Annotated in this window: 19 protein-coding genes, 7 pseudogenes and 1 other annotated feature; of the genes and pseudogenes, 19 read left to right on the top strand and 7 right to left on the bottom strand. The window is 57.7% G+C overall.

Features of this window, described 5'->3' with window-relative positions; all coding sequences use genetic code 11:
- Positions 1–871: 871 nt before the first annotated feature.
- Positions 872–1,053 (bottom strand): annotated as a pseudogene (locus C5L12_RS25680) (IS5/IS1182 family transposase); the annotation flags it as partial.
- Between the two features lie 530 nt (positions 1,054–1,583).
- On the opposite strand from C5L12_RS25680, the gene C5L12_RS25685 reads away from it, so the two are divergent.
- The 3 genes and pseudogenes from C5L12_RS25685 (at position 1,584) to C5L12_RS25695 (ending at position 4,726) form a co-directional block, all read left to right on the top strand.
- The gene (locus C5L12_RS25685) at positions 1,584–2,507 is read left to right on the top strand and encodes a LysR family transcriptional regulator (protein WP_105374905.1); all 924 of its coding nucleotides are present in this window, start codon (positions 1,584–1,586) and stop codon (positions 2,505–2,507) included.
- A 34-nt stretch (positions 2,508–2,541) separates the two neighbouring features.
- Positions 2,542–3,680 (top strand): annotated as a pseudogene (locus C5L12_RS25690) (IS3 family transposase).
- Positions 2,824–2,940: a sequence feature (AL1L pseudoknot), on the top strand. Its footprint overlaps the pseudogene before it by 117 nt.
- Positions 3,681–4,270: 590 nt before the next feature.
- Positions 4,271–4,726 carry a phasin gene (locus C5L12_RS25695; protein ID WP_105374889.1) on the top strand — a complete coding sequence of 152 codons (456 nt, stop codon included), beginning with the start codon at positions 4,271–4,273 and terminating at the stop codon, positions 4,724–4,726.
- 148 nt (positions 4,727–4,874) lie between these two features.
- Here C5L12_RS25695 and C5L12_RS25700 read toward each other — a convergent pair.
- The 6 genes and pseudogenes from C5L12_RS25700 to C5L12_RS25725 all read right to left on the bottom strand — a co-directional run.
- Positions 4,875–5,030 (bottom strand): annotated as a pseudogene (locus C5L12_RS25700) (IS3 family transposase); the annotation flags it as partial.
- Positions 5,031–5,085: 55 nt separating this feature from the next.
- Positions 5,086–5,649, bottom strand: a pseudogene (locus C5L12_RS25705) (UPF0149 family protein).
- Positions 5,646–6,882 (bottom strand): annotated as a pseudogene (gene tnpC, locus C5L12_RS25710) (IS66 family transposase). The pseudogenes C5L12_RS25705 and tnpC overlap by 4 nt, the downstream one beginning before the upstream one ends.
- A gap of 48 nt (positions 6,883–6,930) precedes the next feature.
- Entirely contained in the window at positions 6,931–7,284 is a 354-nt protein-coding gene (tnpB, locus tag C5L12_RS25715; RefSeq protein WP_105374890.1) for an IS66 family insertion sequence element accessory protein TnpB, read from the bottom strand.
- Positions 7,285–7,348: 64 nt separating this feature from the next.
- A complete protein-coding gene (locus C5L12_RS25720) occupies positions 7,349–7,735 on the bottom strand; it encodes a transposase (RefSeq protein ID WP_245423031.1) in 387 nt (128 codons plus the stop codon).
- 76 nt (positions 7,736–7,811) lie between these two features.
- Positions 7,812–8,007: pseudogene (locus C5L12_RS25725) on the bottom strand (transposase); the annotation flags it as partial.
- A 97-nt stretch (positions 8,008–8,104) separates the two neighbouring features.
- On the opposite strand from C5L12_RS25725, the gene C5L12_RS25730 reads away from it, so the two are divergent.
- From C5L12_RS25730 to tnpB (C5L12_RS25805), 16 genes and pseudogenes are all read left to right on the top strand, one after another.
- Positions 8,105–8,473, top strand: coding sequence for a transposase (locus tag C5L12_RS25730; protein WP_105374891.1), 369 nt, complete (start codon positions 8,105–8,107; stop codon positions 8,471–8,473).
- 85 nt (positions 8,474–8,558) lie between these two features.
- Complete coding sequence (gene tnpB / locus C5L12_RS29265; protein WP_170109135.1) at positions 8,559–8,954, top strand: IS66 family insertion sequence element accessory protein TnpB; 396 nt, start codon at positions 8,559–8,561, stop codon at positions 8,952–8,954.
- Positions 8,955–9,517: 563 nt separating this feature from the next.
- A pseudogene (locus C5L12_RS25740) lies at positions 9,518–9,715 on the top strand (acyltransferase); the annotation flags it as partial.
- 59 nt (positions 9,716–9,774) lie between these two features.
- Positions 9,775–10,434: a chitooligosaccharide deacetylase NodB gene (nodB, locus tag C5L12_RS25745; protein WP_105374893.1), complete on the top strand. Its 660-nt coding sequence runs from the start codon at positions 9,775–9,777 to the stop codon at positions 10,432–10,434.
- A gap of 12 nt (positions 10,435–10,446) precedes the next feature.
- Positions 10,447–11,802 (top strand): chitooligosaccharide synthase NodC, encoded by a 1,356-nt coding sequence (gene nodC, locus C5L12_RS25750; protein WP_105374894.1) that lies wholly within the window; start codon positions 10,447–10,449, stop codon positions 11,800–11,802.
- 27 nt (positions 11,803–11,829) lie between these two features.
- Positions 11,830–12,456 carry a nodulation methyltransferase NodS gene (gene nodS, locus C5L12_RS25755; RefSeq protein ID WP_105374895.1) on the top strand — a complete coding sequence of 209 codons (627 nt, stop codon included), beginning with the start codon at positions 11,830–11,832 and terminating at the stop codon, positions 12,454–12,456.
- 13 nt (positions 12,457–12,469) lie between these two features.
- Positions 12,470–14,179 carry a nodulation protein NodU gene (nodU, locus tag C5L12_RS25760; RefSeq protein WP_105374896.1) on the top strand — a complete coding sequence of 570 codons (1,710 nt, stop codon included), beginning with the start codon at positions 12,470–12,472 and terminating at the stop codon, positions 14,177–14,179.
- A gap of 4 nt (positions 14,180–14,183) precedes the next feature.
- Positions 14,184–15,098: a nodulation factor ABC transporter ATP-binding protein NodI gene (gene nodI / locus C5L12_RS25765; RefSeq protein WP_105374897.1), complete on the top strand. Its 915-nt coding sequence runs from the start codon at positions 14,184–14,186 to the stop codon at positions 15,096–15,098.
- A gap of 3 nt (positions 15,099–15,101) precedes the next feature.
- On the top strand, positions 15,102–15,890 hold the full coding sequence (locus C5L12_RS25770) for an ABC transporter permease (protein WP_105374898.1): 789 nt from the start codon (positions 15,102–15,104) through the stop codon (positions 15,888–15,890).
- 153 nt (positions 15,891–16,043) lie between these two features.
- Positions 16,044–16,352: a hypothetical protein gene (locus C5L12_RS25775; RefSeq protein WP_105374899.1), complete on the top strand. Its 309-nt coding sequence runs from the start codon at positions 16,044–16,046 to the stop codon at positions 16,350–16,352.
- Between the two features lie 121 nt (positions 16,353–16,473).
- Positions 16,474–17,235, top strand: coding sequence for a sulfotransferase (locus tag C5L12_RS25780; protein ID WP_105374900.1), 762 nt, complete (start codon positions 16,474–16,476; stop codon positions 17,233–17,235).
- 7 nt (positions 17,236–17,242) lie between these two features.
- A complete protein-coding gene (gene cysD, locus C5L12_RS25785; RefSeq protein ID WP_245423032.1) occupies positions 17,243–18,142 on the top strand; it encodes a sulfate adenylyltransferase subunit CysD in 900 nt (299 codons plus the stop codon).
- A complete protein-coding gene (gene nodQ / locus C5L12_RS25790) occupies positions 18,142–20,040 on the top strand; it encodes a bifunctional sulfate adenylyltransferase/adenylyl-sulfate kinase NodQ (protein WP_105374902.1) in 1,899 nt (632 codons plus the stop codon). Before cysD ends, nodQ begins: the two co-directional genes overlap by 1 nt.
- Positions 20,041–20,682: 642 nt before the next feature.
- A complete protein-coding gene (gene tnpA, locus C5L12_RS25795) occupies positions 20,683–21,093 on the top strand; it encodes an IS66-like element accessory protein TnpA (RefSeq protein WP_105374903.1) in 411 nt (136 codons plus the stop codon).
- A gap of 184 nt (positions 21,094–21,277) precedes the next feature.
- Positions 21,278–21,640, top strand: a complete 363-nt coding sequence (gene tnpA, locus C5L12_RS25800; protein ID WP_105374904.1) for an IS66-like element accessory protein TnpA — start codon at positions 21,278–21,280, stop codon at positions 21,638–21,640.
- Positions 21,637–21,913, top strand: a 277-nt coding sequence (gene tnpB, locus C5L12_RS25805) for an IS66 family insertion sequence element accessory protein TnpB (protein ID WP_205839386.1), incomplete at its 3' end; no start/stop codon positions are given. The genes tnpA (C5L12_RS25800) and tnpB (C5L12_RS25805), both read left to right, overlap by 4 nt.

A 21,913-nucleotide genomic window follows, 5' to 3' on the forward strand; every position in this document is an offset into this window, starting at 1 on the left:
CCCTTCCCGTAGAATGCGATTTGACGCAAATTTGACATATTGCCTTCCTTCTTTCGTTCCATCCGTCGCGCAGTGAAAGGTCGGCAGCTCGCGCCGCCTCGCAAGAATGCGTACAAGACGCGTGCCACTTCGACTAGTAGATCCATTAGAGTTGCATTATTCCACGTTATCAGTTGCTTATGGGGAAAAGAGACCGCCGCATCACAAAGCAAGTCCTTTGTCGCGGGAACGACAATTGTAACTACCAACAGTCGTATAGCGCCTAATCAGACGTAAGGATCCAACAAGATGATGACGCCGATCAGGTTCTTAAACCAGCGGGTTGTAGTCATCACCGGTGCGCCCATTCACGGAGTCCGACGGACATGATTTTCCACGTTGGTCGACGAGTTTGTTCCAATCAGCGCGGCCTTGCGCGATATCGTCGTAGTCCTGGAGGTTGCAGTTCGAGAGCCGGTTGTCGCGCCTGATCCGCCAGGCATTCTCCACGAGTTCAGTTCGAGCGAACGCGGGGCCGGAGCGGCAGGGTGATGTTGTACGGCACCTTAGGTTTTGGCGTGACGTGCCATGGGGCCTGATCGAGGAGAAGCACGGTATGGGTGCCGTCGGCGGTGGGTTTGCACATTTGGCAGGCTGTTGAAGAAGTTTCCCATTTGGCCTTTAGGATGGCTTCGTAGCGATTGAAGCAGACTACGGACGTAAATGTAGCCGAGATTGGGGCCACTTGCATCGCACCGAAGACGATCTCGCCATGACCGTTAGCCCCGCTAGTGCTTGCGGGGGGGCTTGACCAGGTCGAGATAATCCCGATCCTACAGATCGGCCTCGGCGATCCGCCAGCGGCCAATCAGGTGGCATTTCGACGCCGCGCTCATGACAGCACAGCTATTGGTTTCGGTAACCGCACCAGACCAAGCAACGGGCCGCGAAGGTGAAGGCCAATCTGACACGGTCCCGGCCACGGAACTTCGTCTTGTCCTGCCCCACGACGGTCTTGATCCAGTCGAACGCCTCGTCGATGTGCTTGCGGATGCGCATGCTGACTCCATGACCGGGATAACGCGTCGTGAACATAGCAAACGCGAGAGTGGCTGGCCTGATTTCTCGCGGCGATGCTACGGCAACGCCGTGATCCGCGGACGGGCGCTACGATACAGTACCCAGAAGCCTTCAGCGGCAATTGTTCATAGGCGACTGTGACCGTGGTCTCCACACTTGCAGTTCATTCGCCAGGCTGCGCGAGGATGGCGGCTGGCTTCCCGCTTTCGTAGACGTGACGGAGAATCTGGTGCTTGAGCGCTTCATGAATCCGGCGCGCACCAGGCCACCACTTGCTTTTCCGACTGGACTATCTTTTTTCCGCCAAACTGGATGTTTATTTCCGGCCAGTATGACGCCAATCTGAGCTGAAGTAGAGAGGATTCGGTCGACGTGCGGCTGGGGTCTGGCATCCACCATGCTTCAGTAACGGGTGACGTGGTCGTCGCATCGCCTGTTCCGGCTGTGTTGGCCAGCGGCGGCTGTCAATGGCATTTCCATGAATTGGTAGCCGAAAAAGATCTACAGAATGGATGGTTTCAAACGTGCGGTTCAAAGGCCTTGATCTAAATCTTCTCGTTGCGCTCGACGCACTGATGACCGAACGGAATCTCACGGCGGCGGCACGCAGTATCAATCTGAGTCAGCCCGCCATGAGCGCGGCTGTCGGCCGGCTAAGAGAATATTTTCGCGACGACCTTTTCACGATGAACGGTCGCGAACTTTGCCTCACACCGCGAGCCGAAGGACTCGCTCCGGTGGTGCGCGACGTTCTCCTGAAAATTCGATGCTCAATTATATCTTGGGAGCCATTCAACCCAGCTCAATCAGACCGTCGGTTCAGGATCCTTCTTTCGGATTTCATGACGCTTGTCTTTCTTGATAGGGTTATCGCCCGGGTCGCGCGGGAAGCACCTGCAGTCAGTTTCGAACTTCTGCCTCTCGATAATGACCCGAACGAGCTCCTCCGGCGCGGTGAAGTTGATTTTCTCCTGCTACCGGATTTGTTCATGTCGAACTCGCATCCTACCGCCACGCTCTTCGATGAAAAACTCGTATGCGTGAGTTGTCCAACCAACGACGCCGCACCGCGGGAGCTCACATTCGAGCAATACATGTCGATGGGGCACGTCGCAGTTATGTTTGGGCGTTCATTGAGGCCTTCGATCGAAGAATGGTACCTGCTCGAACATGGGATTAAAAGACGCGTCGAAGTCGTAGTGCAAGGTTTTAGCTTGATGCCTCAGGTGCTGCGCGGCACAAACCGTATCGCCACCATGCCTTCACGATTGGTCGAGTACTTTGAGAAAACGATCCCGTTGCGGGTCATTAATCTTCCGCTGCCGCTTCCCGCCTTTACGGAAACAGTTCAATGGCCCGCACTTCATAACGGCGATCCGGCCAGCATCTGGATGCGCCAGATATTGATCGAGGAGGCGTCACGCATGGCGGTGCCGCACAATACATAGGAGACCTGCCTTCAAATCCTAGCCACCGAGATCTATACTTTTCGTCCGCCAGAACTTTTCCGCTCAGGTTCGTGCCCGCACCGTTTCGTATGGTGACGGAGCATGAAGCTGAACATCCTTTGCGATGGGCGGCTGTGTCCTCCATAGCCGCCAAGATCGGCTGCTCGGCGCATACGCTCAATGAATGGGTGAAGAAGGCCGAGGTGGACAGCGGCAAGCGTGCGGGTTTGCCGAGTGACGTCGCGGAGAAGATGAAAGCTCTGGAGCGGGAGAACCGCGAACTTCGTCAGGCCAACGAGATTTTGCGCAAGGCCTCTGCGTATTTTGCGATGGCGGAGCTCGACCGCCCACTGAAGCGATGATTTCCTTCATCGATGCACACCGCTCGCTGCTCGGGGTCGAGCCGATCTGCAGACTGCTGCCGATTGCCCCGTCCACCTATTATGAGGTCATCGCCAAGCGCACGGACGTGGACCGTCTGTCGGCCCGCGCCCGACGCGACATTGCCATGAAGGTCGAGATACGCGGGGTGTTCAACGAGAACTTCCGGGTCTATGGCGTTCGGAAAGTCTGGCGGCAGTTGCAGCGAGAGGGTTACGACATCACCCGCCGCACAGTCGCTCGGCTTATGGAGGCAATGGGGTTGCAGGGCATCATTCGCGGCAAACCGATCCACACGACGATCAACGACAGACCGCGCCGTGCCCACTCGACCGTGTGAACAGGCACTTCTTTGCTACTGCGCCAAACATCTTGTGGCTTTCGCATTTCACTTATGTGGTGACCTTGCAAGGTTTCGTCTCCGTGGCCTTTGTGATCAATGTCTTCGCCCGGCGCATCGTTGGCTGGCGGTGGGCCGGACAGCATATGCTGGCTTTGTCCTCGACGCCCTGAAGCAGGCGATCCATGACCGTCGCCCCGCCCATGGCGGCGGTCTCGTACACCACTCAGACCGCGGAGTTCGTGTCCATCCGCTATTCCAAGCGGTTGGCCGAGGCAGGCATCGAACCATCAGTAGGGAGCGTCGGCGACAGCTACGACAACGCGCTCGCCGAAATGATCAACGGTCTTTACAACACCGAGGTCATTCATCGGCACGGCCGATGGCGGAGCTTCGAAGCCGTTGAGTTCGCCACGTTCCAATGGGTCGATTGGTTGGTTATCGCATCGTAAGGTCAAGCCCGTTCGTCCAGATTTTGTGCGAGGATAATCCCGGCCGGGAGCCGGGATGTTTCCGCGGTCGGCAGGAGCCGCCGCATTATGGTCTTCGTAGGAGTGGCCTTCCTATGTTCAACACGCAGTTTTAGAATCTGCGTCCAATCTGACGCAGGCACTTGCGTTGAGGATCGCAACCCCGCCCTCGAACCCTCAGGCTAGCGCTATTTGAAGTATACGCAAATTCCGTTGTCCCATTGCAATGTCCACATTTCTCGCAAATGTCGGACGCCGCTTTTTGTCGGATTTGTCTAGAATAGAACGTGTCGTTTGCCTTTCTCTCCGCCAGTTACCCATCAACCCGCCGATTGATAATCGAAAATCATCTTTATGGAGCGTTGAGCATTTGGCATGGTGTTTGCTCATCCGTCGTTGTCAGCGACAGAGAGTAGTCTGCCATATGATGCCGGTTCATGAACGAGCGGAGCGGAAGCCACATAACCGATCTTGATCGTGTCCGCGTTTTACGAGGCGGCCAGCAGCCCACCGGCGGAAGGGTCAACCCAACGTCACAACTTACAACCAACTCTAAGGTTAAGGAAAACGCAATGACCAAGATTTCTGAAAGGCCGTTCGAAGCGATCGAAAACCAAGCGTCATCGACGCTCAAGGCGGCAGATCAGTTCGGTGCATCCGTTGAAAAAGGAAACAAGCAGGTCACAGAAGCTTTTTCGAAGCTTGCGTTCGGCGCTGAAGCGACACAGAAAATGCTGCCTCCGATCATCGAAACTACAAGTCACTTCGGCAACGAATTGTCGTGGAAGACGATCGCTGCACTGCAGGGCGAAACCGAGGCAAGCTTCTCGCATTTGCAAGCTTTGTTGAGCGCGAACTCGCCGTCGCAAGTCCTCGAACTGCAGTCAGCCTTCATGCGCAAGCGCGCTGAGACAGGTTTGCAGCAAGCCAAGGAATTCAGGGCACTTGCAAGCAAGGCGGTGGCGGAAATCTCAAAGCCGATTAAGGACGCTTTTGACAAGGTACTGACGGACCTCAAGGCGATGTGAACTTGACTCGGCACTAAGATTCGCCCGGACCGATCGTGATCGAAGCTTCTTTTGAGAGACAACATCAGGCGGCCGCCTGATGTTTCACTCTGTTCGAAGCGCTGGCGCAGCTCCAGCGCGATTTGATCAGATGATCTGCCACTGAACTTCATCCAGCGGCGATTAGAGCCGCGGCGGTTTTGAATACGCCAAGTGGCGCGGTGTGAGCAACCGGCGGAAACGCGAAGCTCTCATCTCGCGCAATGGACCCGGCATAGCTTGCCGAGGTCTGCGAGAAAACGAATGACCCTTGCGGTTGATCGTGAGCGCGACGAGCATCTCACGGCTTTCGTCTGTTGACGGAGGAGCCGTCCGTTGTTTCAGAGCTTCTGCTTTGCCCGCTTCGGCATAAAATAGGTTCGGATATTGACGAGTGCTTCGGCGACCTCAGCAGCATCCTGGCGGGTCGCTTTCCGTTTTGCCTCGCCGAGCTTGCGGATAGGCGCGACGATATCGCCAGTGACGGCATGACCTCGAAGGACGGGCTGCCAAAGCTTGGGTGCGTACCTTGTTCCTAGCAGAAAGCAGAGGTCCCAATCGAAGGGATCAAAGGTCTGATCATCGATCCTGGTGAACCGGGGCCGGTGGTCTTTCGGAGTTTCGGCGAGGCTTGACGATATCCGGTTATATTCCGCAACGATGGTCTACACGGCCCGGTGCTCGGTTGTTTCCATTGGCAGGTTCAGGGCCTCTGGGCCAGTCAGCTCCGGGATCCACTGCCGTGGGTCGATAAACTTCGGGCCGATGATGAGAGCCGTGAGATAGCCGTCGAGGCCACTCATCGACCAGATCGGCGACACGGGACGATGTGCCCTGATGAAGGCTTCGAACACCTCGTCATCGAGCTTCGGTTGTGTCGTCGTCGCTTGGCTGTTCTGTGTCATGCCGCCCGTCGATCCCAATCTGCAATGTCCTCGCGTTCCGCCTTCCAAGCCCACGGCAAGAGGCTTTCCATCCGGTCGGCTTTCACTTTGCCGGAGATGATGCGTTCCAGCACATCGGCAAGCCATTTTTCAGGATCCACGCCGTTTAGCTTTGCTGTGTTGACGAGCGATGGCAGGACCGAAGGACTTGCCGCCGCGTTCGTTGCCCACGAACAACGAATTCTTCCTCGTCAGAGCCACCGATTTCATCGAACGCTCGACCACATTGGAGTCCACTTCGATCCCGCCATCCTCCAGGAAGGCTGCCAGCCCGCCCCAGTGGTTAAGCGTGTAGGAGACGGCCTTGCCCAGCGCCGATTTCGACGACCCCGTCGCTCAGTTCAGTGAGCTGGGCCTTCAGTTCGCTCATGACGGGCGCTGCCTCGCGACGCCGCACCACCAGCCGGGTATCGGCACTTTCACCGCGCAGTCTCGCCTCGATGCGATAGATCTCGGCAATTCTGGCCAGGATCGACAGGGCCTCAGCAGACCAGGTCATCTTGACGACTTCGACGAACTTGCGTCGGGCATGGGCAAGGCAGAAGGCCAGACGCATGGGGGCGACATTGCTCTTCCTACGGCGCTTGGCCAAAGTTTATAGGCTTGGTATCCGTCAACTTGAAGCACGCCGGCAAACGACGACAATTGTCCCTCGACCTCTCGTGCGCTGCGGCTTTCGGCAAAAGTATAGGCGACCGCGGGCGACGCCGGACCATTCCACGGCCGGTCATCGACCGCCTGAGCGACCCGCGTCACCCAAGCCCCAAGCGTGCCGCGATCGATGATGACGCCGCAGGAGGCAAGCATCTGCGCTTGGCGATGAAGCGGCAGATGCCAGGCGAACTTCGAAACGGCGACATGGGCGGCAAATGCCGTGGTCACGATGCCGCCATCCATTACGCGCGCCGGCGCCGAAGCCTGGACAATGACGCTCTCGCAGGCCCGGCATGCATAGCGCGGCCGGATTGTCCGTTCATCGTCATTGGCCGCCTCGGGAATGTCGCTGAGATCGCCAAGCTCGAGCATCGCCTGCGTCGGGTCGATCGCCGTTATCTTCTCCGATTTCGGCCCAAAGAGCTGTTGCTCCAGGAAGGCGATGCGCGCCTTGAGGTCGGCATTCTCTTCGTCGAGCGAGAGAATGATCCGGGTTAATTGCGCAGCATCCTGAGGCAAGGGGGTGGGTCGAAGCGGCATGACAGACCCTACCACACAAGCCTGAATCTGCAAGCAAAACCAATAGGATCATGCTTTTGAGGGCCTCCTCACCGCGTTTCGTTTGACGCGCGTCCAGTCAATGCCGGCCAGCAAAAGCGAGAACTCCTGGCTACTCATCTGCATCGCGCCATCGCGGATCGGTGGCCAAACGAACTTGCCCGCCTCCAGCCATTTCATCGCCAGGATCATGCCTGATCCGTCCCAATAAATGCAGCGCAGGCGATCGAGACGCTTGGCGCGGAACACGAACACTTCACCACAATAGGGATCGGCCGCAAGGGCTGATGCCACCAAGGCCACAAGCCCATTCATGCCGCGCCGGAAGTCGACCGGCTGCGTCGCCACCATGATCTTCACGCCCTTCGGCGAAAGTCCGATCACCGGCGCCCTCGCAACGCTGCCACGATCGCCTGTGCCAACTCGGGCGCCACCGAGCCAATCACGGTCATGCGTGCTCCGGCAATCTCGATCTCAATTCGACCGGAAGCAACGGAAGCGATATCCGACGACGCGCTCTGGGGAGGCGCTCGTTCTCCACGGTCACCGGCACGAACATGGCCTGCGGTGCGCAGGCTTGCGCGGATCGTCGAGAGGTCAGCCCGGCTTCGCGGCGCCAGACATTCAGTAAACCACGGTTGACGCCCCAGCGCCGGGCGACGGCCGAGATGTTCACGTCGGGTTCTGCGCTTTCGGCAAGGATCCGCGCCTTCTCTTCGTCGGTCCGATTCCGCCGCTGTCGTCGACCGGTGATCACCTCGATCCGGCGGTAGACTCCATCATGCATGCCTTCATCCATGACTTCAAGCATGGCATCAGCGCGATCTCCAACCATCCCGTTCCACTCCTGCAGATGAAGGAGCTTATCTCGCGGCCTCAATCGCAAAAGAAGAGGTGGGCTGTTCGTAGCGCTCACGGTTGATTTTCGGTGGGGTGTTGGCCCAGACCCTTCGCTCGGCGGCCTTGGGCCCGGATGGCAGTACTGTCGTAGCCCTTGTCAGCCAGCAGGATATCTCCCTCGCCGAGCTCGTCCGTCAGCGAGTCGGCATTGGTGCAGTCGGCGATCTGCCCGCCGGTGAGATCGAGGTTGACGGGGCGACCTTCGGCAACCGTCCGATTGGCACCGCCTGCCGCCTAAGGCCTTGCTGATCTAAGACACGTGTTTAACGACGTCGTTATCGACGTGTCTTACGCGGGGATTGCGATGCGCATTGAAATTCTTGGGCAAGAGCGGCGGCGTCGATGGCGCGACAATGAGAAGCGCGCGATTGTCATGTCGGTTGGAGATGCTGGAGCGACCATCACAGGGGTTGCCCACCGGCACGATATTACGCGCCAGGAGATTTGCGCCTGGCGTGGCGAGCTGAAGAAGAAGGGGTTGCTCTCGGCGTCGCGAAATGCATTGTTCATCCCGGTCGGCATGAAAGCGGGGCAGATGGATGCCGCCGGCGACCGGGAAAGGTGCTCCGGGATGGTCGAACTGCGATTGAGCTGCGGCCGCACCCTTCGCTTCAGCAGTGCGGTCGATACGGCCGCCCTGACGCAGCTCATCCGGGTGGTGGAAGCAGCATGATCGGGCCTGGGACCGGCGCTCGGGTCTATCGTGCGTGCGGGATTACGGACATGTGCAAAGGAATTGAAGGCCGGGCTTGCGCAGGATGCTTGCCTCAGAAGCCGACGGGTGGCGCGGTCTTTCCTTTCGAGACAAACGAGGCGAACGATTAAAGCTCCTGTATTTTAATAGCCAAGGCTTCTGCCTGTTTTACAAGATCTTGCAGAAAGTTCGGCTCCCGTGGCCTTCGGCCTCCGACGGGACAGCGCGACTGATGTCGGCTCAACTGGCGATGTTGCTATTGGCTACCATCGTGAAGTTGCGGAGTTTCGATGAGAAGATTTTGCAGGATGTTTTCAGCTTACTAAGCCGCATAGAAGAGATCTGCGGCTATGGCGGGATGCTGCGGCGAAAAGAGCGTCGACACGCTCCACTGCAGTCGATGGCGAACAGGACCCGGATGACAGCGTCAAGAAATAAGGCAGTCCTACGTTCTTTATGAGGTTATTGTGATATCATGAAGCGCTCGCGTCGTTGCGGGCGCCGAGGCGCGCTTTGCGCACATGGCGTAAAGACAGGTTCTCCAGCATTCACTTCGACAGCTCATCGCGGACATAGGCGCTTAAGCGGCGGAAGCCACATGCGACGGCCGACCGGCCCTAAATCAATGGTCCGTGCGCAGTGGCATCACAGGGCGGTCATCACTGCGCGTCGAGCGAATGATAAAGTTCAGGTCAATCCACAGCATGTATACATGCTATCCAAACAATCAATTTTACCAATCCCTCGTGATGAGGCATTAGGAAAATTGTCGATAGCCCGACAAGTTTGGTGGTTACCAGACAAGTAAGTCGACACAAATTGCGAGTGTCTCAGGAAGGTCGGAAGTATTGAGCAGGTTTGTCACTTCAGGCGCGAGCACTGTCGAAACGTTCGATCATCTCACCCTGGCCAATATCGCGAACCCCGGGTGACGGGGTCTGGCATGCAGCGAACTGACCGCTGCTTCGGCCTCATAGTGCGGTCTTCAAAAAAGCAGCAAGAAAAAAACAAGGAGGTATTTGCATGCGCTCTGAGGTGCGGTGGAGGCTGTGCTGGGAAAACGAGCTGAAACTCGCCGGCAATGTCGAACTTGCTGAGTTCTTTCGCAAAACCTACGGGCCCGCTGGAGTCTTCAACGCAAAGCCGTTCAGCGGGAGCCAAAGCTGGGCCGGAGCAAGGCCTAAGCTTCGGGCGATCGGCTATGAATCAAGTAGCGTGGCGGGACGTTCTATGTCCGATTGGACTACCGGTGCGATCATAGATCGAAACGGGCCAGAGCTATGACACAACTCGACTGCTTGTCTGTAGTGCAAAGCGATTGCGCTGACGGCACCGATCGGCCTAGCGTTTATTTAACGTTCGACGACGGTCCTCATCCAATTTTTACACCTGAAGTTCTTGACGTGCTGGCCGAACACCGGGTGCCGGCGACTTTCTTCGTGATTGGTGAGTACGCGGCAGATCAGCCAAGACTGATCCAACGAATGATCATGGAAGGGCACCAGGTCGCCAACCACACGATGACGCATCCGAACTTGTCCATATGCGAACCAAGCGAAGTACAACGTCAAATATTCGACACGGACAGAGCGATCAAAAGTGGGTCCCGACAGGCCTCGGTGCGGCACATTCGCGCCCCTTATGGGATCTGGACCAAAGACGTGCTCATTACGGTGGCGAGCGCTGGACTGACCGCCGTCCACTGGTCGGTAGATCCGCGTGACTGGTCTAACCCCGGCGTGGACGCCATCGTCGGTGCCGTGCTCGACACCATCCAACCGGGCGCAATTGTTCTCTTACACGACGGCTGCCCTCCCAGCGAGTTGCAGCCGGGCAATGACGCCAGTCTGCGCTACCAGACCGTCTCGGCGCTATCTCGCATCATTCCAGCTTTACATGACCGCGGATTTGTCATCAGCGCGCTTCCTCGAGACCATTGAAGGCATTATTCCATGAATCTGCTTGATACAACGAACGCGGTCGCTATCTCGCTCTATACGCTGCTCTCGACTGCTTATAAAAGCATGCAGGTCGTTTACGCTGTGCCGGCAAACAGCTCATCAGCATCGCAGGGCTTGGTCAGCTCCGGCCAGCTACCGAGTGTCGATGTCATCGTCCCCTGTTTCAACGAAGACCCACACACGCTTTCAGAGTGTCTGGCTTCCATTGCAGACCAGGAATACGCCGGGGAAGTTAAAATCTATGTGGTTGATGACGGTTCCAGAAATCGGGAAGCTGTCGAATCTGTACACGTCAGCTTCTCGCGTAACCCCAGGGTCAATATCATTATGCTTCCCGAGAACGTTGGTAAGCGCAAGGCTCAGATTGCCGCGATACGCCGCTCCTCCGGAGATTTAGTGCTGAATGTCGACTCAGACACGATACTTGCCCCCGACGTCATCGCAAAGCTTGTGCCGAAGATGCAAGATCCAATGATCGGGGCAGCCATGGGGCAATTGACGGCCAGTAATCGGAGCGACACCTGGTTGACCCGGTTGATCGATATGGAGTACTGGCTGGCTTGCAACGAGGAACGTGCGGCACAGGCTCACTTCGGGGCCGTTATGTGCTGCTGCGGCCCATGTGCTATGTATCGCAGGTCCGCGCTCCTTTCGCTGCTCGATCAGTACGAGTCGCAATTTTTTCGGGGCAAGCCAAGCGACTTCGGCGAGGATCGCCATCTCACCATCCTCATGCTGAAGGCAGGATTCCGGACCGAGTACGTTCCAGGCGCTATCGCGGCTACAGTCGTTCCGGACAAACTCGGCCCGTATCTGCGCCAACAACTTCGCTGGGCACGCAGTACCTTCCGGGACACATTGCTCGGGCTGCGCCTACTGCCCAGCCTGGATCGCTATCTTACACTGGACGTCGTCGGACAGAATCTGGGTCCGCTACTTCTCGCGCTGTCAGTGCTGACAGGGCTCGCAGAGCTAGCACTGACAGCCACCGTGCCTTGGTGGACAGTCCTGATGATCGTGTCCATGACTTTTATACGCTGTACCATGGTGGCTTTTCGGGCTCGTCAGCTTCGGTTTCTGGGTTTTTCGCTGCACACATTCATAAATATTTTTCTCCTATTGCCGCTGAAAGCATACGCGCTGTGCACATTGAGCAACAGCGATTGGCTGTCGCGCAGCTTTACTCCTGACGCGTCAAACAAGGGTGGAAAGCAGGTCCCCACCCAACCGAGGGCTGAATCAAACGTTGCCGAGTACTCGACCCGGTCGGCTCCGCTTCGCAGGTTCAATCTCGCGCGTGATTCCATAAGGCCCATGACACCTGACGTCGTTTGCAACGACGAGTGACAGTTGATCTTCCTAGGTGGATGAGTTTTGACCCAGCACACAAACCATGAATTATTGAGTCGGGAACTGGCCGCAGACGATCCGTGGCGGCTCGCCGGCAATCCGTTTGAGCGGGAACGTCACACGCAAATGCTTCGATTGTCTCTTAGTCGAGGCCCTATCACAAATGCACTCGAAGTAGGGTGCGCTGGGGGCGTATTCACGGAACGATTAGCTCCCTCCTGCCAACGTCTCACGGTAATCGATGTGGTGCCGCGAGCAATCGAGATGGCTCGTCGACGGATGAAGGAGCCGCCGCACATCCGCTGGATTGTCTCCGATATTCAACAGTTCTCGACCGACGAGCCGTTTGACCTGATCGTGGTGGCCGAGGTTCTCTATTATGTCGGAGACATAGCCGAAATGCGCGCGGCCGTCGGCAACATAGTGCAGCTGCTCGCACCAGGCGGACACCTGGTCTTCGGCTCCGCACGCGATGCCAATTGCCGGCGCTGGGGTCACGCTGCCGGTGCCGAGACAGTCATCGCTATGCTGAGCGAAACCTTGGTCGAGGTAGAGCGTCTTGAGTGCCGGGGTGAATCGATCAACGAAGACTGTCTGCTTTCCCTTTTCCGGAATCCAGTTCCGGTACCCATAAACAGGACTGTCGACTAGACATGGAGACGTTATGCGCATCTGTGGTATCAAGCTGACCCATGATGGGGCCATCGCCCTTATTGAAGATGGCCGTCTCGTCTTCTGCGTGGAGCAGGAAAAGCGGGACAACAATCCGCGCTATCAAACGATCGACAATCTCGACGCCGTTGTCACTGCTTTGGCCGAACACGGGCTGAATGCGTGCGATGTTGATCAGTTTGTTATCGACGGCTGGGACGGTGAGGACGAGTCGCAGTTCCAGGTCCTCAGCGGCGTGGTTCCGTTAACACTCAAGGGGGCGCCTTATGTCGAGCGCCATGCCGAGGGGCTTCTTGACTGCCTCGACGGTTCCGGCTTGATGCTTGATGACCAGCTCTTTTCGTACAAAAGCTATCCTCATGTGACGGGCCATGTGGCCTCCGCATATTGCACCAGCACCTTTGCGAAGGCCGGACAACCGGCATTCTGCTTGGTGTGGGATGGCTGCATCTTTCCGCGCCTATATTATGTGGGGGGCGGGGGCGCCCGGTTCCTCGAATGCCTGTTCCCGGTGATCGGCCAGGCCTACGCTGCCGCAGGCCATTATTTCGGACCTTATAAGCGGGCGAGCCGCGCTGGTTGGGATCTAGGTATTGCCGGCAAGCTGATGGCTTATATAGCCCTGGGGTCTGTTGATGAAGACATCGTCGAGGTGTTCCAGGGGCTGTACCATGAGCATTTTGCCGGCGACACCGAGGCTGCCCATCGTTACCGCGCGGATATCAACAGCGCAGAGGCGACCCTTGCGGCTGTGCACGAATTTTTCGATTCCAGCGTCTTACGATTGGCGGCAAAGGCGCCCGAAGATGTGCTTGCATCGTTTCATCTCTTTCTCGAGCGTCTCCTCGTCCGCGAGATGACAACCGTCTTGAAGCGCCATACGTATTCGGGACAGCAAAATTTGTGTATAGCCGGCGGTTGCGGCCTCAATATCAAATGGAACAGCGCACTGCGGGCGTCGGGCCTTTTCGACTCCGTCTGGGTTCCGCCTTTCCCGAATGACAGCGGTTCGGCAATCGGTGCCGCTTGCAGTGCAATGGTGGCGCAGCAAGGCTTCATTCCTCTGGAATGGTCGGTCTACAGTGGCCCGGTGCTGCAAAGTGGCCATGTGCCCACCGGTTGGGAGGCCACGCCGTGCAGTATGCGAGAACTCGCCAGCATTCTCGCCGGCAACAGGCCCGTGGTTTTCCTTTCCGGGCGCGCCGAACTTGGACCGCGGGCGTTGGGAGGCAGAAGCATTCTCGCGTCCGCGACTTCTCCCAAAATGAAGGATTTTTTAAACGAAGTCAAACTTCGCGAACACTTCCGACCCGTGGCGCCGATATGCCTGGAGGACCGTGCGCCGGAAATATTCAGCCCCGGAACGCCCGATCCATACATGCTGTTCGATCATCAGACGCGAATGGAATGGCAGGACAAAGTCCCCGCTGTTGTACATCTTGACGGGTCTGCCCGACTTCAGACGATATCCAGAAGCTCTCAACACAAGATCGTCGAGCTGCTCATTGAATATGAAAAGCTCACTGGAATTCCGTTGCTTTGCAATACGAGCGCCAACTACCATGGATCTGGCTTTTTCCCGGATGCCGCTGCAGCCTGCGAGTGGGAACGCGTCGGACAAGTATGGTGCGACGGCCAGCTGTTCACGAGAACTCAGCTAGCTGAGCAATCGCCAGACGCCGCGACGACTACGGTTAGATGATCATATGTCCACGGTAGCAATCGATCTCGCCGGGGTAAGCAAGACATATGAGGGCAAGGTAGTCGTCGACGGGCTGTCGTTCCGCGTTGCGGCAGGTGAATGCTTCGGCCTGCTGGGGCCGAACGGCGCGGGCAAAAGTACGATCGCACGTATGGTTCTCGGCATGACATCGCCTGATGCAGGGGAGATTACGGTGCTCGGCGTGCCGGTGCCTGCTCGCGCTCGCTTGGCTCGCGCACGCATCGGAGTGGTCCCGCAGTTCGACAACCTCGATCTTGAGTTCACTGTGCGCGAAAATCTACTCGTGTTCGGGCGCTACTTCGGCATGAGCACGCGCGAGGTCGAAGCGATTATACCCTCGCTGCTCGAGTTCGCCCGCCTCGAGAGCAAGGCGCATGCGCGCGTCTCGGAACTGTCCGGCGGCATGAAGCGGCGCCTGACGCTGGCGCGTGCGCTGATCAACGATCCGCAGCTGATTGTCATGGACGAACCGACCACCGGTCTTGATCCGCACGCGCGCCACCTGATTTGGGAGCGCCTGCGCTCGCTTTTGGCGAGCGGCAAGACGATTATCTTGACGACCCACTTCATGGAAGAGGCCGAGCGGTTGTGCGATCGGCTGTGCGTGCTCGAAAACGGCCGGAAGATCGCCGAAGGCCATCCCCATGCGCTGATCGAGGAGCAGATCGGGTGCCAAGTGATCGAGATCTATGGCGGCAACCCGCACGAACTGCATTCGCTGATCAGTCCGTATGCGCAGCGCACCGAGGTGAGCGGCGAGACTCTCTTTTGTTATGCCCCCGATCCGGAGCGGGTGCGCCTGCAACTGCGCGGGCATGCGGGATTGCGCCTTCTGCAGCGTCCGCCGAATCTGGAGGATGTTTTTTTGCGGCTGACCGGGCGCGAGATGGAGAAATGAAGAATGCGTGAACTGTGTGCCGCGGCCCTGCCCGCCAACGCCTGGAATTGGATTGCGGTCTGGCGCCGCAACTTTCTGGCGTGGAAGAAGGTTGCGCTCGCGTCCATTCTCGGTAATCTTGCCGATCCTATGATCTACCTGTTTGGTCTCGGCTTTGGCCTCGGGGTGGTTGTAGGTCGTATTGACGGTGCCCCGTATGTGGCATTTTTGGCGGGCGGCATGGTCGCGACAAGTGCAATGACCGCCGCGACATTCGAGACGATTTACGCGGCGTTTGCTCGTATGCACGCTCAGCGCACATGGGAAGCAATCCTCTACACGCAGCTTACGCTTGGTGATATCGTTCTCGGCGAATTGGCGTGGGCAGCCACAAAGGCCTTTCTCGCGGGTACGGGAATTACAGTTGTTGCCACATTGCTGGGCTATGCGGCGTGGCCGTCCATACTCTACGCGCTGCCAGTCATCGCGCTCACTGGGTTAGCCTTCGCTAGCCTGGCAATGGTCATCACTGCGCTTGCTCCCAGCTACGACTATTTCGTTTTTTACCAAACGCTCGTCCTCACGCCTATGTTGTTCCTGTGCGGCGCCGTATTTCCGGTCGCCCAATTGCCCAATGTTTTTCAGCTGGCAGCACATTTCTTGCCGCTGGCACATGCAATCGACCTCATTCGTCCGGCGTTGCTGGGCCGTCCGGCGGGTGACATGGGCCTCCATATCGGTGCGCTCTGCTTCTACGCAGTACTGCCCTTCTTCCTGTCGGTGGCTCTGTTTCGCCGGCGTCTGATGCCTTGACATCGCCGATACAAGAAGGAGACGCGCGATGCAGTCTCGCGAACCAGGCCGCAGCGGCCTCAACATAAGCATGCGGGGGCTGGGCACCGTGAGCTGCAAGGAGCAGACCACGGAAGCCGGGCTCTCACAATTGGGCGTAGCCTGGAGGCGAGTATGAATTTTGTTGATGCCGCAGAGATGTATGCTGTGCCATCCCGCGTCAGGGCACTTGGACTCGAGGAGCTTTATATCCGGAGCTGGTTTCAGGAAGATGGCATCGGCCTAGTGGACAGCTTGTTCGTGAGAAGCCCCGCGCTTCCTTGGGGGCAGGCGCCGCCGTCATACCGCAACTGCAGCACAGCATTCGCAGGCGTGCAAGGAAGTCCTGCATGGAAGCGATCGATCTTGCAGCGCATGGAACGCGTCGCTATGAACCGGGTGCTGGCTTCCTCATGCAAAATGACGCCGCCCCTTGATCCGTAACCTCTATTTGAAAATAGTCAGAAGAAACCGCGCCTTATGAATTCGCGCACTCTGCGCGACAAGAGAATTCTAGTGCTGGGCGCCGCACACACCTTCGCGATCAATGTTGAGAAGACAAGCAATGACCCATTCCGCACTGTCACCTGAACCATTTGTGATTCTTGGGATGCCAAGGACTGGAACGCACTATCTCGAAGCTTTGCTAAATGAGCATCCGAACGTGTTAAGCAATGGCGAGCTACTTAACACCTACGATACAAATTGGCCCGATAAGGATCGCCTGTTGCGGAGCGATCGTGAGCTCCTCGAGCTCGCCTATTTGCGCTTCCCGAGGAATAGCGACAAGAAGGTGACGCATGTTGGGTGCAAGATCAACGAGCCTCAGTTTATAGAACGCCCGGGCTTTTTTGACGAGCTCGCCCGCTGGCCAGGGCTCAAGGTCATTTTCTTGTACCGGCGAAATACATTGGAGTCCCTGCGGTCGCTGGAGCAGGCAAGGCAAAGCCGGCAATGGCTTAAGTTTCCTTCCGATGATGATGCGGCACCGCCGCCACGGGTAAAGCTGCCCATCGCCTCCTGCGAGGCCTACTTCAATGCCGCCGAGGATTTCCACATTCGCGTCGAGCAGTCATTTGCTTCGGCCAGCTTGCTCGAGATCGAGTATGAGAGGCTCCTTAGTGAACCGGCCGCATGCTTGGAAACAATTTGGGATTTTCTGGGCGCTCCATCGCTGCAGCATTCTGGCCGCGCGATCCTTCAGCGCCAGGAATGGCGGCCGCTGGACGAAACGGTAGAGAATTTCGCCGCGTTGCGCCGTCACTTTGCAGACGGACCTTATGCGAGATTCTTTGAGATTGATGACGAATTCGTCTCAAAGGGATAAACATCATATGTCGCATGGCAACCTCCAACGTCTTGAAGCGGAAGCAATTTATGTGCTTCGAGAAGTCGTTGCAACGTTTTCCAACCCGGTTATGCTTTATTCCATCGGCAAGGACTCGTCGGTCTTGCTGCATCTGGCGACGAAGGCGTTCTACCCGGCCAAACCACCTTTCCCCTTCCTGCACGTTGACACCAAATGGAAGTTCCGGGAAATGATCGAGTTTCGTGACCGGACAGCGCGCGAAGTAGGGTTCGACCTTCTGGTGCACGTCAATCAGGACGGGATCGATCAGGGAATCGGGCCTTTCACTCACGGGTCCAACGTCCACACCCATTTCATGAAGACGATTGCGCTCAGGCAGGCGCTGGAAAAATACGGTTTTGACGCAGCGCTCGCGGGAGCGAGGCGCGATGAAGAGAAGTCGCGGGCAAAGGAGCGCATCTTCTCGGTGCGCAACGCACAGCATGGCTGGGATCCGAAGGATCAGCGGCCCGAGATGTGGAAGACCTATAACACGCGCGTCGGGCCGGGCGAAACGATGCGGGTCTTCCCGCTTTCCAATTGGACCGAGTTCGATATTTGGCAATATATCCGGCGCGAGAACATTCCGATCGTACCGCTCTATTTCGCGGCACGCCGGCCGGTGGTGCGGCGCGGTGGCGTGCTGATCATGGTCGATGACGACCGAATGCCACTTCAGCCTGGAGACGAGATTACGGAACGCCTGATCCGTTTCCGCACGCTCGGTTGCTATCCGCTGACAGGCGCAATTGAATCCGACGCTGCCACGGTTCCGGACATCTTGCGGGAAATGCTGACGGTACGCACATCGGAACGGCAGAGTCGCCTGATCGATCTGGACGAAGCCGGGGCGATGGAGAAAAAAAAGCGGGAGGGGTACTTCTGATGTCGTATCTTCAAACGGCGCCGCCGCATGACATCGAGGCACATCTTACCGAGCACGACAAAAAATCGATCCTGAGGTTCATTACGTGTGGTTCGGTCGATGACGGCAAGTCAACGCTGATCGGACGCTTGCTTTACGACGCAAAGCTGATCTTCGAGGATCAGTTGGCAAATCTCGGACGCATCGGTGCCGGCAACGGGAGGGAGATCGACCTGGCCCTGCTTTTCGATGGGCTCGAGGCGGAGCGTGAACAGCGCATCACTATAGACGTCGCATACCGTTACTTCGCCACGGGGAAACGAAAGTTCGTTGTTGCCGACACTCCCGGCCATGAGGAGTATACGCGCAACATGGCGACCGGCGCTTCAACAGCCGACCTGGCTGTGATCTTGATAGACATCCGCCAGGGAATCCTCCAGCAGACGCGGCGCCACTCCTATATTGCTTCGATGCTCGGCATTCGCCATGTCGTGCTGGCGGTCAACAAGATCGACCTTGTCGACTTCCGGCAATCGGTCTTCGAGGAAATCGCCGTGGACTACATGCTCTTTGCAAAGACACTGGGCTTTGCAAGCATCCAGCCCATCCCGATCTCGGCGCGGTTCGGCGACAACGTCATTTCTGCATCAAAGGACACACCCTGGTATACTGGGCCAGCACTTCTCGAATATCTCGAAGCGGTGCGACTCGACCCACCCGTTAAGGAAAGGCCGTTCCGCTTTCCGGTCCAATTAGCGGTGCGGCCCAATGCGGATTTTCGCGGATACGCCGGGCAGGTGGCTTCCGGCAAAATCTCTGTTGGGGATCCGGTCGTTGTTGCAAAGTCCGGGCAGCGTTCGTCAGTGAAGGCGATCGTGACTTTCGACGGGAGTTTGGCCGTCGCCGCCGAGGGCGAGGCCGTGACAATTGTGCTTACAGACGAAGTCGATGTTTCGCGCGGCAACATGCTGGTAGCACCCGCATCAAGACCGTTTGTGGCGGACCAGTTGCAGGCACATGTGATCTGGTTCGGCGCTAACCCCATGCTTCCCGGGCGAAGCTACATTCTTCGGACGGAAACGGACAGTGTTAGCGCAACGGTCACGGCGCTGAAGCACCAGGTCAACATCAACAGCTTCGCCCGAGAGGCGGCGAAATGCCTGCAGATGAATGAGGTCGGTGTCTGCAACATCTCGACACAGGCGCCGATCGCCTTCGACGCCTACAAGGACAACAGGTCGACGGGCAATTTCATCCTTGTCGACCGGACGACCAACGCAACGGTCGGCGCCGGAATGATCGACTTCCCGCTCCGGCGAGCCGACAATGTGCATTGGCAGGCAACCGACGTGAACAAAGGCTCGCGCGCTGCGGCCAAGGGCCAGCGGCCGAGGGTCCTGTGGTTCACAGGCCTTTCCGGTTCGGGAAAATCAACGATCGCCAACGCGCTCGACCGTCTGCTGCACGCCCGCGGCAAACACACCTATGTGCTCGACGGCGACAATGTGCGCCACGGACTGAACCGGGACCTTGGCTTCACCGAAGCCGATCGCGTTGAGAATATCCGCCGGGTAGCAGAGGTTGCCAAGCTCATGGCTGACGCAGGCCTCATCGTTCTCGTTTCCTTGATTTCGCCGTTCCGCGACGAGAGGCGCATGGCGCGCGAATTGATGGAGGAGGATGAGTTCATTGAGATCTTCGTCGACACGCCGCTCGACGAGTGCGCGCGGCGTGATCCAAAAGGCCTCTACGAGAAGGCGTTCGCAGGCAAGATTGCGAACTTCACCGGCGTATCGTCACCTTATGAGCGGCCCGAGAGCGCTGAACTGCATCTTGAAACGGTTGGGCACGAGCCCGTCGCGCTGGCGCTTAGGATCGAACAGTTCCTGGACAGGCGAAAGGAGGGAAATGAGTTGTAACGCGAAGGCTTGAGGCGGCCACGGCGGTACCGGGCTATCTAACGACGGGATGTTCATTGTCGCCCCACCCAGGCGGCTCAAACGTCCGAAGCCCAGATGGGCTTCAGCAGGAGGCAGCCGATCACGTCCTCATGGGCCGGCTAACTGAAATGGAGAAAAGATATGTCTGATGCAAAACTGCAAAGCGTGAGTTCGGCGCTTACGCAGGTGGCGACACAGTTGAATACGAATCTCACCTAAATTGCCGCTATGCAAGCAATCGTCAAATCGTTCCTGGGCGTGATCGTCGCAGTTCCGTCAGCTTTCTACGCCTCAATGGGCGACTAAGCCTACGCAAACAACACCAGATCAATGATAAGCCTGCGGTTCCAACATTGCGCGACTGGCGCACGCAAGGCATGCGTCGTCGATGGAGACACAATCTGGTTGGATGGCCAGGAGATCCGCATCGCAGATATAGACGCCAGAGGTGAGCGAACCTAAATGTTCGTCGGAGCTGGCTCTTGGAAACCGCGTTACGGAGAGATTGCTTGAGCTGATCAATGATGATCCGTTCGAACTCAAGTAAGCCCACGGTGAAGGCCGTCTTGCGATGACGGCCTGCTGACTGCCAGTCCTAGTGGTAACACTAGGAGTAGTCATATGACGAAGCATCCAATTGAGGTGATCACGTCCGTAGAGCGCCGTCGGCGCTGGTCACGAGAAGACAAAGAGCGCCTGGTCGCTGCCTGCTTTGAGCCAGACGCGGTCATCTCCGAGATTGCCCGCGCGGCTGGTATCCATGTCAGCCAGTTGTTTCGTTGGCGCAAAGAGCTGTGCCGGCTCGAGGAGCCGCAGACCGAGACGGGAACCGTGTTGGTGCCGGTGATCGTGTCCGAGGCCATTTCATCAGTCTCTCCCATTCAGCCGGAACTGCCCATCACACCCCATCCTCGTCGGAAGCGCAGCGATGTAACGATCGAACTTGGTCGGGGTCGGCGCGTCCGCGTTGATAGCGACATCGACACGGAAGCGCTTGGCCGCATTCTCGATTGCGTGCTGGGTCGTCGATGATCCCGGTTCCGAGTGGCGTGAAGGTCTAGCTGGCGACAGGCCATACCGATATGCGCAAAGGCTTCCCCGGCCTGTCGTTGGTGAGCGTCCGGTGAGCTGTTTTTGCTGATCGGGCAAATCAGGCGATGTTCTGGCATTAGAACCAGCATTAGTGCTGACATTAATACCAGAACAAAGAGGTTTCATGGCTCGCATAGAGATCATGTCCGGTACCGAGCGCAGACGGCGTTGGTCGGACGAGGCGAAGCTGAGGATACTTGCGGAAGCTGATGAGCCCGGTGCTCGCATTGGCGATGTGGCGCGCCGGCACGACATTCATCCGGGCCAGATCCGCTTGTGGCGGCAATCATTCAGCTATGCCGATCGGCCGACGGTGTTCCTCCCGGTGGAAATCACCGAGGAGGTTGGCGTAAGCCAGCCGTCTACCGCAGCAACGAGGCCGGCGATCGTCGAGATCTTGCTTCGAAACGGTCGGAGCTTGAAGGTTCCGGTTGACGTTGAGTTGAAGCTGCTTGGCCCGCTCGTCGCTTGCGTGGAGGCGGCATGATCGGGCCATCGGGGAATGTGCGGGTCTACCTGGCCTGCGGAGTGACGGATATGCGGCGTGGCATCGATGGCCTATCGGCGCTGGTCGAAACGGTAGTGAAGGAGGCGCCGGGCTCGGGCGCGATCTTCGGCTTCCGCGGAAAGCGCGCACAACTACCGACATTCTGCATACGTTTCCCGTTATTCGACGATTGCCTATCCTTGGCACCCGCTGTTCGGGAAGAAAGTGCAGGTCTCACCGTTCAGGCGTGGCAAAAGTTTAATCTGCATCTAC

Origin of the sequence: Neorhizobium huautlense (assembly GCF_002968575.1) — a bacterium.
Taxonomy (GTDB): Bacteria; Pseudomonadota; Alphaproteobacteria; order Rhizobiales; family Rhizobiaceae; genus Neorhizobium; species Neorhizobium huautlense.

What these genes read in the sequence shown, in the direction of transcription:
- C5L12_RS25695 (WP_105374889.1), top strand. Translation starts at nt 4,271, where the DNA reads ATGACCAAGATTTCTGAAAGGCCGTTCGAAGCGATCGAAAACCAAGCG.
- C5L12_RS25720 (WP_245423031.1), bottom strand. Translation starts at nt 7,735, where the DNA reads ATGGTTGGAGATCGCGCTGATGCCATGCTTGAAGTCATGGATGAAGGC.
- C5L12_RS25730 (WP_105374891.1), top strand. Translation starts at nt 8,105, where the DNA reads ATGCGCATTGAAATTCTTGGGCAAGAGCGGCGGCGTCGATGGCGCGAC.
- tnpB (WP_170109135.1), top strand. Translation starts at nt 8,559, where the DNA reads ATGCTTGCCTCAGAAGCCGACGGGTGGCGCGGTCTTTCCTTTCGAGAC.
- nodB (WP_105374893.1), top strand. Translation starts at nt 9,775, where the DNA reads ATGACACAACTCGACTGCTTGTCTGTAGTGCAAAGCGATTGCGCTGAC.
- nodC (WP_105374894.1), top strand. Translation starts at nt 10,447, where the DNA reads ATGAATCTGCTTGATACAACGAACGCGGTCGCTATCTCGCTCTATACG.
- nodU (WP_105374896.1), top strand. Translation starts at nt 12,470, where the DNA reads ATGCGCATCTGTGGTATCAAGCTGACCCATGATGGGGCCATCGCCCTT.
- nodI (WP_105374897.1), top strand. Translation starts at nt 14,184, where the DNA reads ATGTCCACGGTAGCAATCGATCTCGCCGGGGTAAGCAAGACATATGAG.
- C5L12_RS25770 (WP_105374898.1), top strand. Translation starts at nt 15,102, where the DNA reads ATGCGTGAACTGTGTGCCGCGGCCCTGCCCGCCAACGCCTGGAATTGG.
- C5L12_RS25775 (WP_105374899.1), top strand. Translation starts at nt 16,044, where the DNA reads ATGAATTTTGTTGATGCCGCAGAGATGTATGCTGTGCCATCCCGCGTC.
- C5L12_RS25780 (WP_105374900.1), top strand. Translation starts at nt 16,474, where the DNA reads ATGACCCATTCCGCACTGTCACCTGAACCATTTGTGATTCTTGGGATG.
- cysD (WP_245423032.1), top strand. Translation starts at nt 17,243, where the DNA reads ATGTCGCATGGCAACCTCCAACGTCTTGAAGCGGAAGCAATTTATGTG.
- nodQ (WP_105374902.1), top strand. Translation starts at nt 18,142, where the DNA reads ATGTCGTATCTTCAAACGGCGCCGCCGCATGACATCGAGGCACATCTT.
- tnpA (WP_105374903.1), top strand. Translation starts at nt 20,683, where the DNA reads ATGACGAAGCATCCAATTGAGGTGATCACGTCCGTAGAGCGCCGTCGG.
- tnpA (WP_105374904.1), top strand. Translation starts at nt 21,278, where the DNA reads ATGGCTCGCATAGAGATCATGTCCGGTACCGAGCGCAGACGGCGTTGG.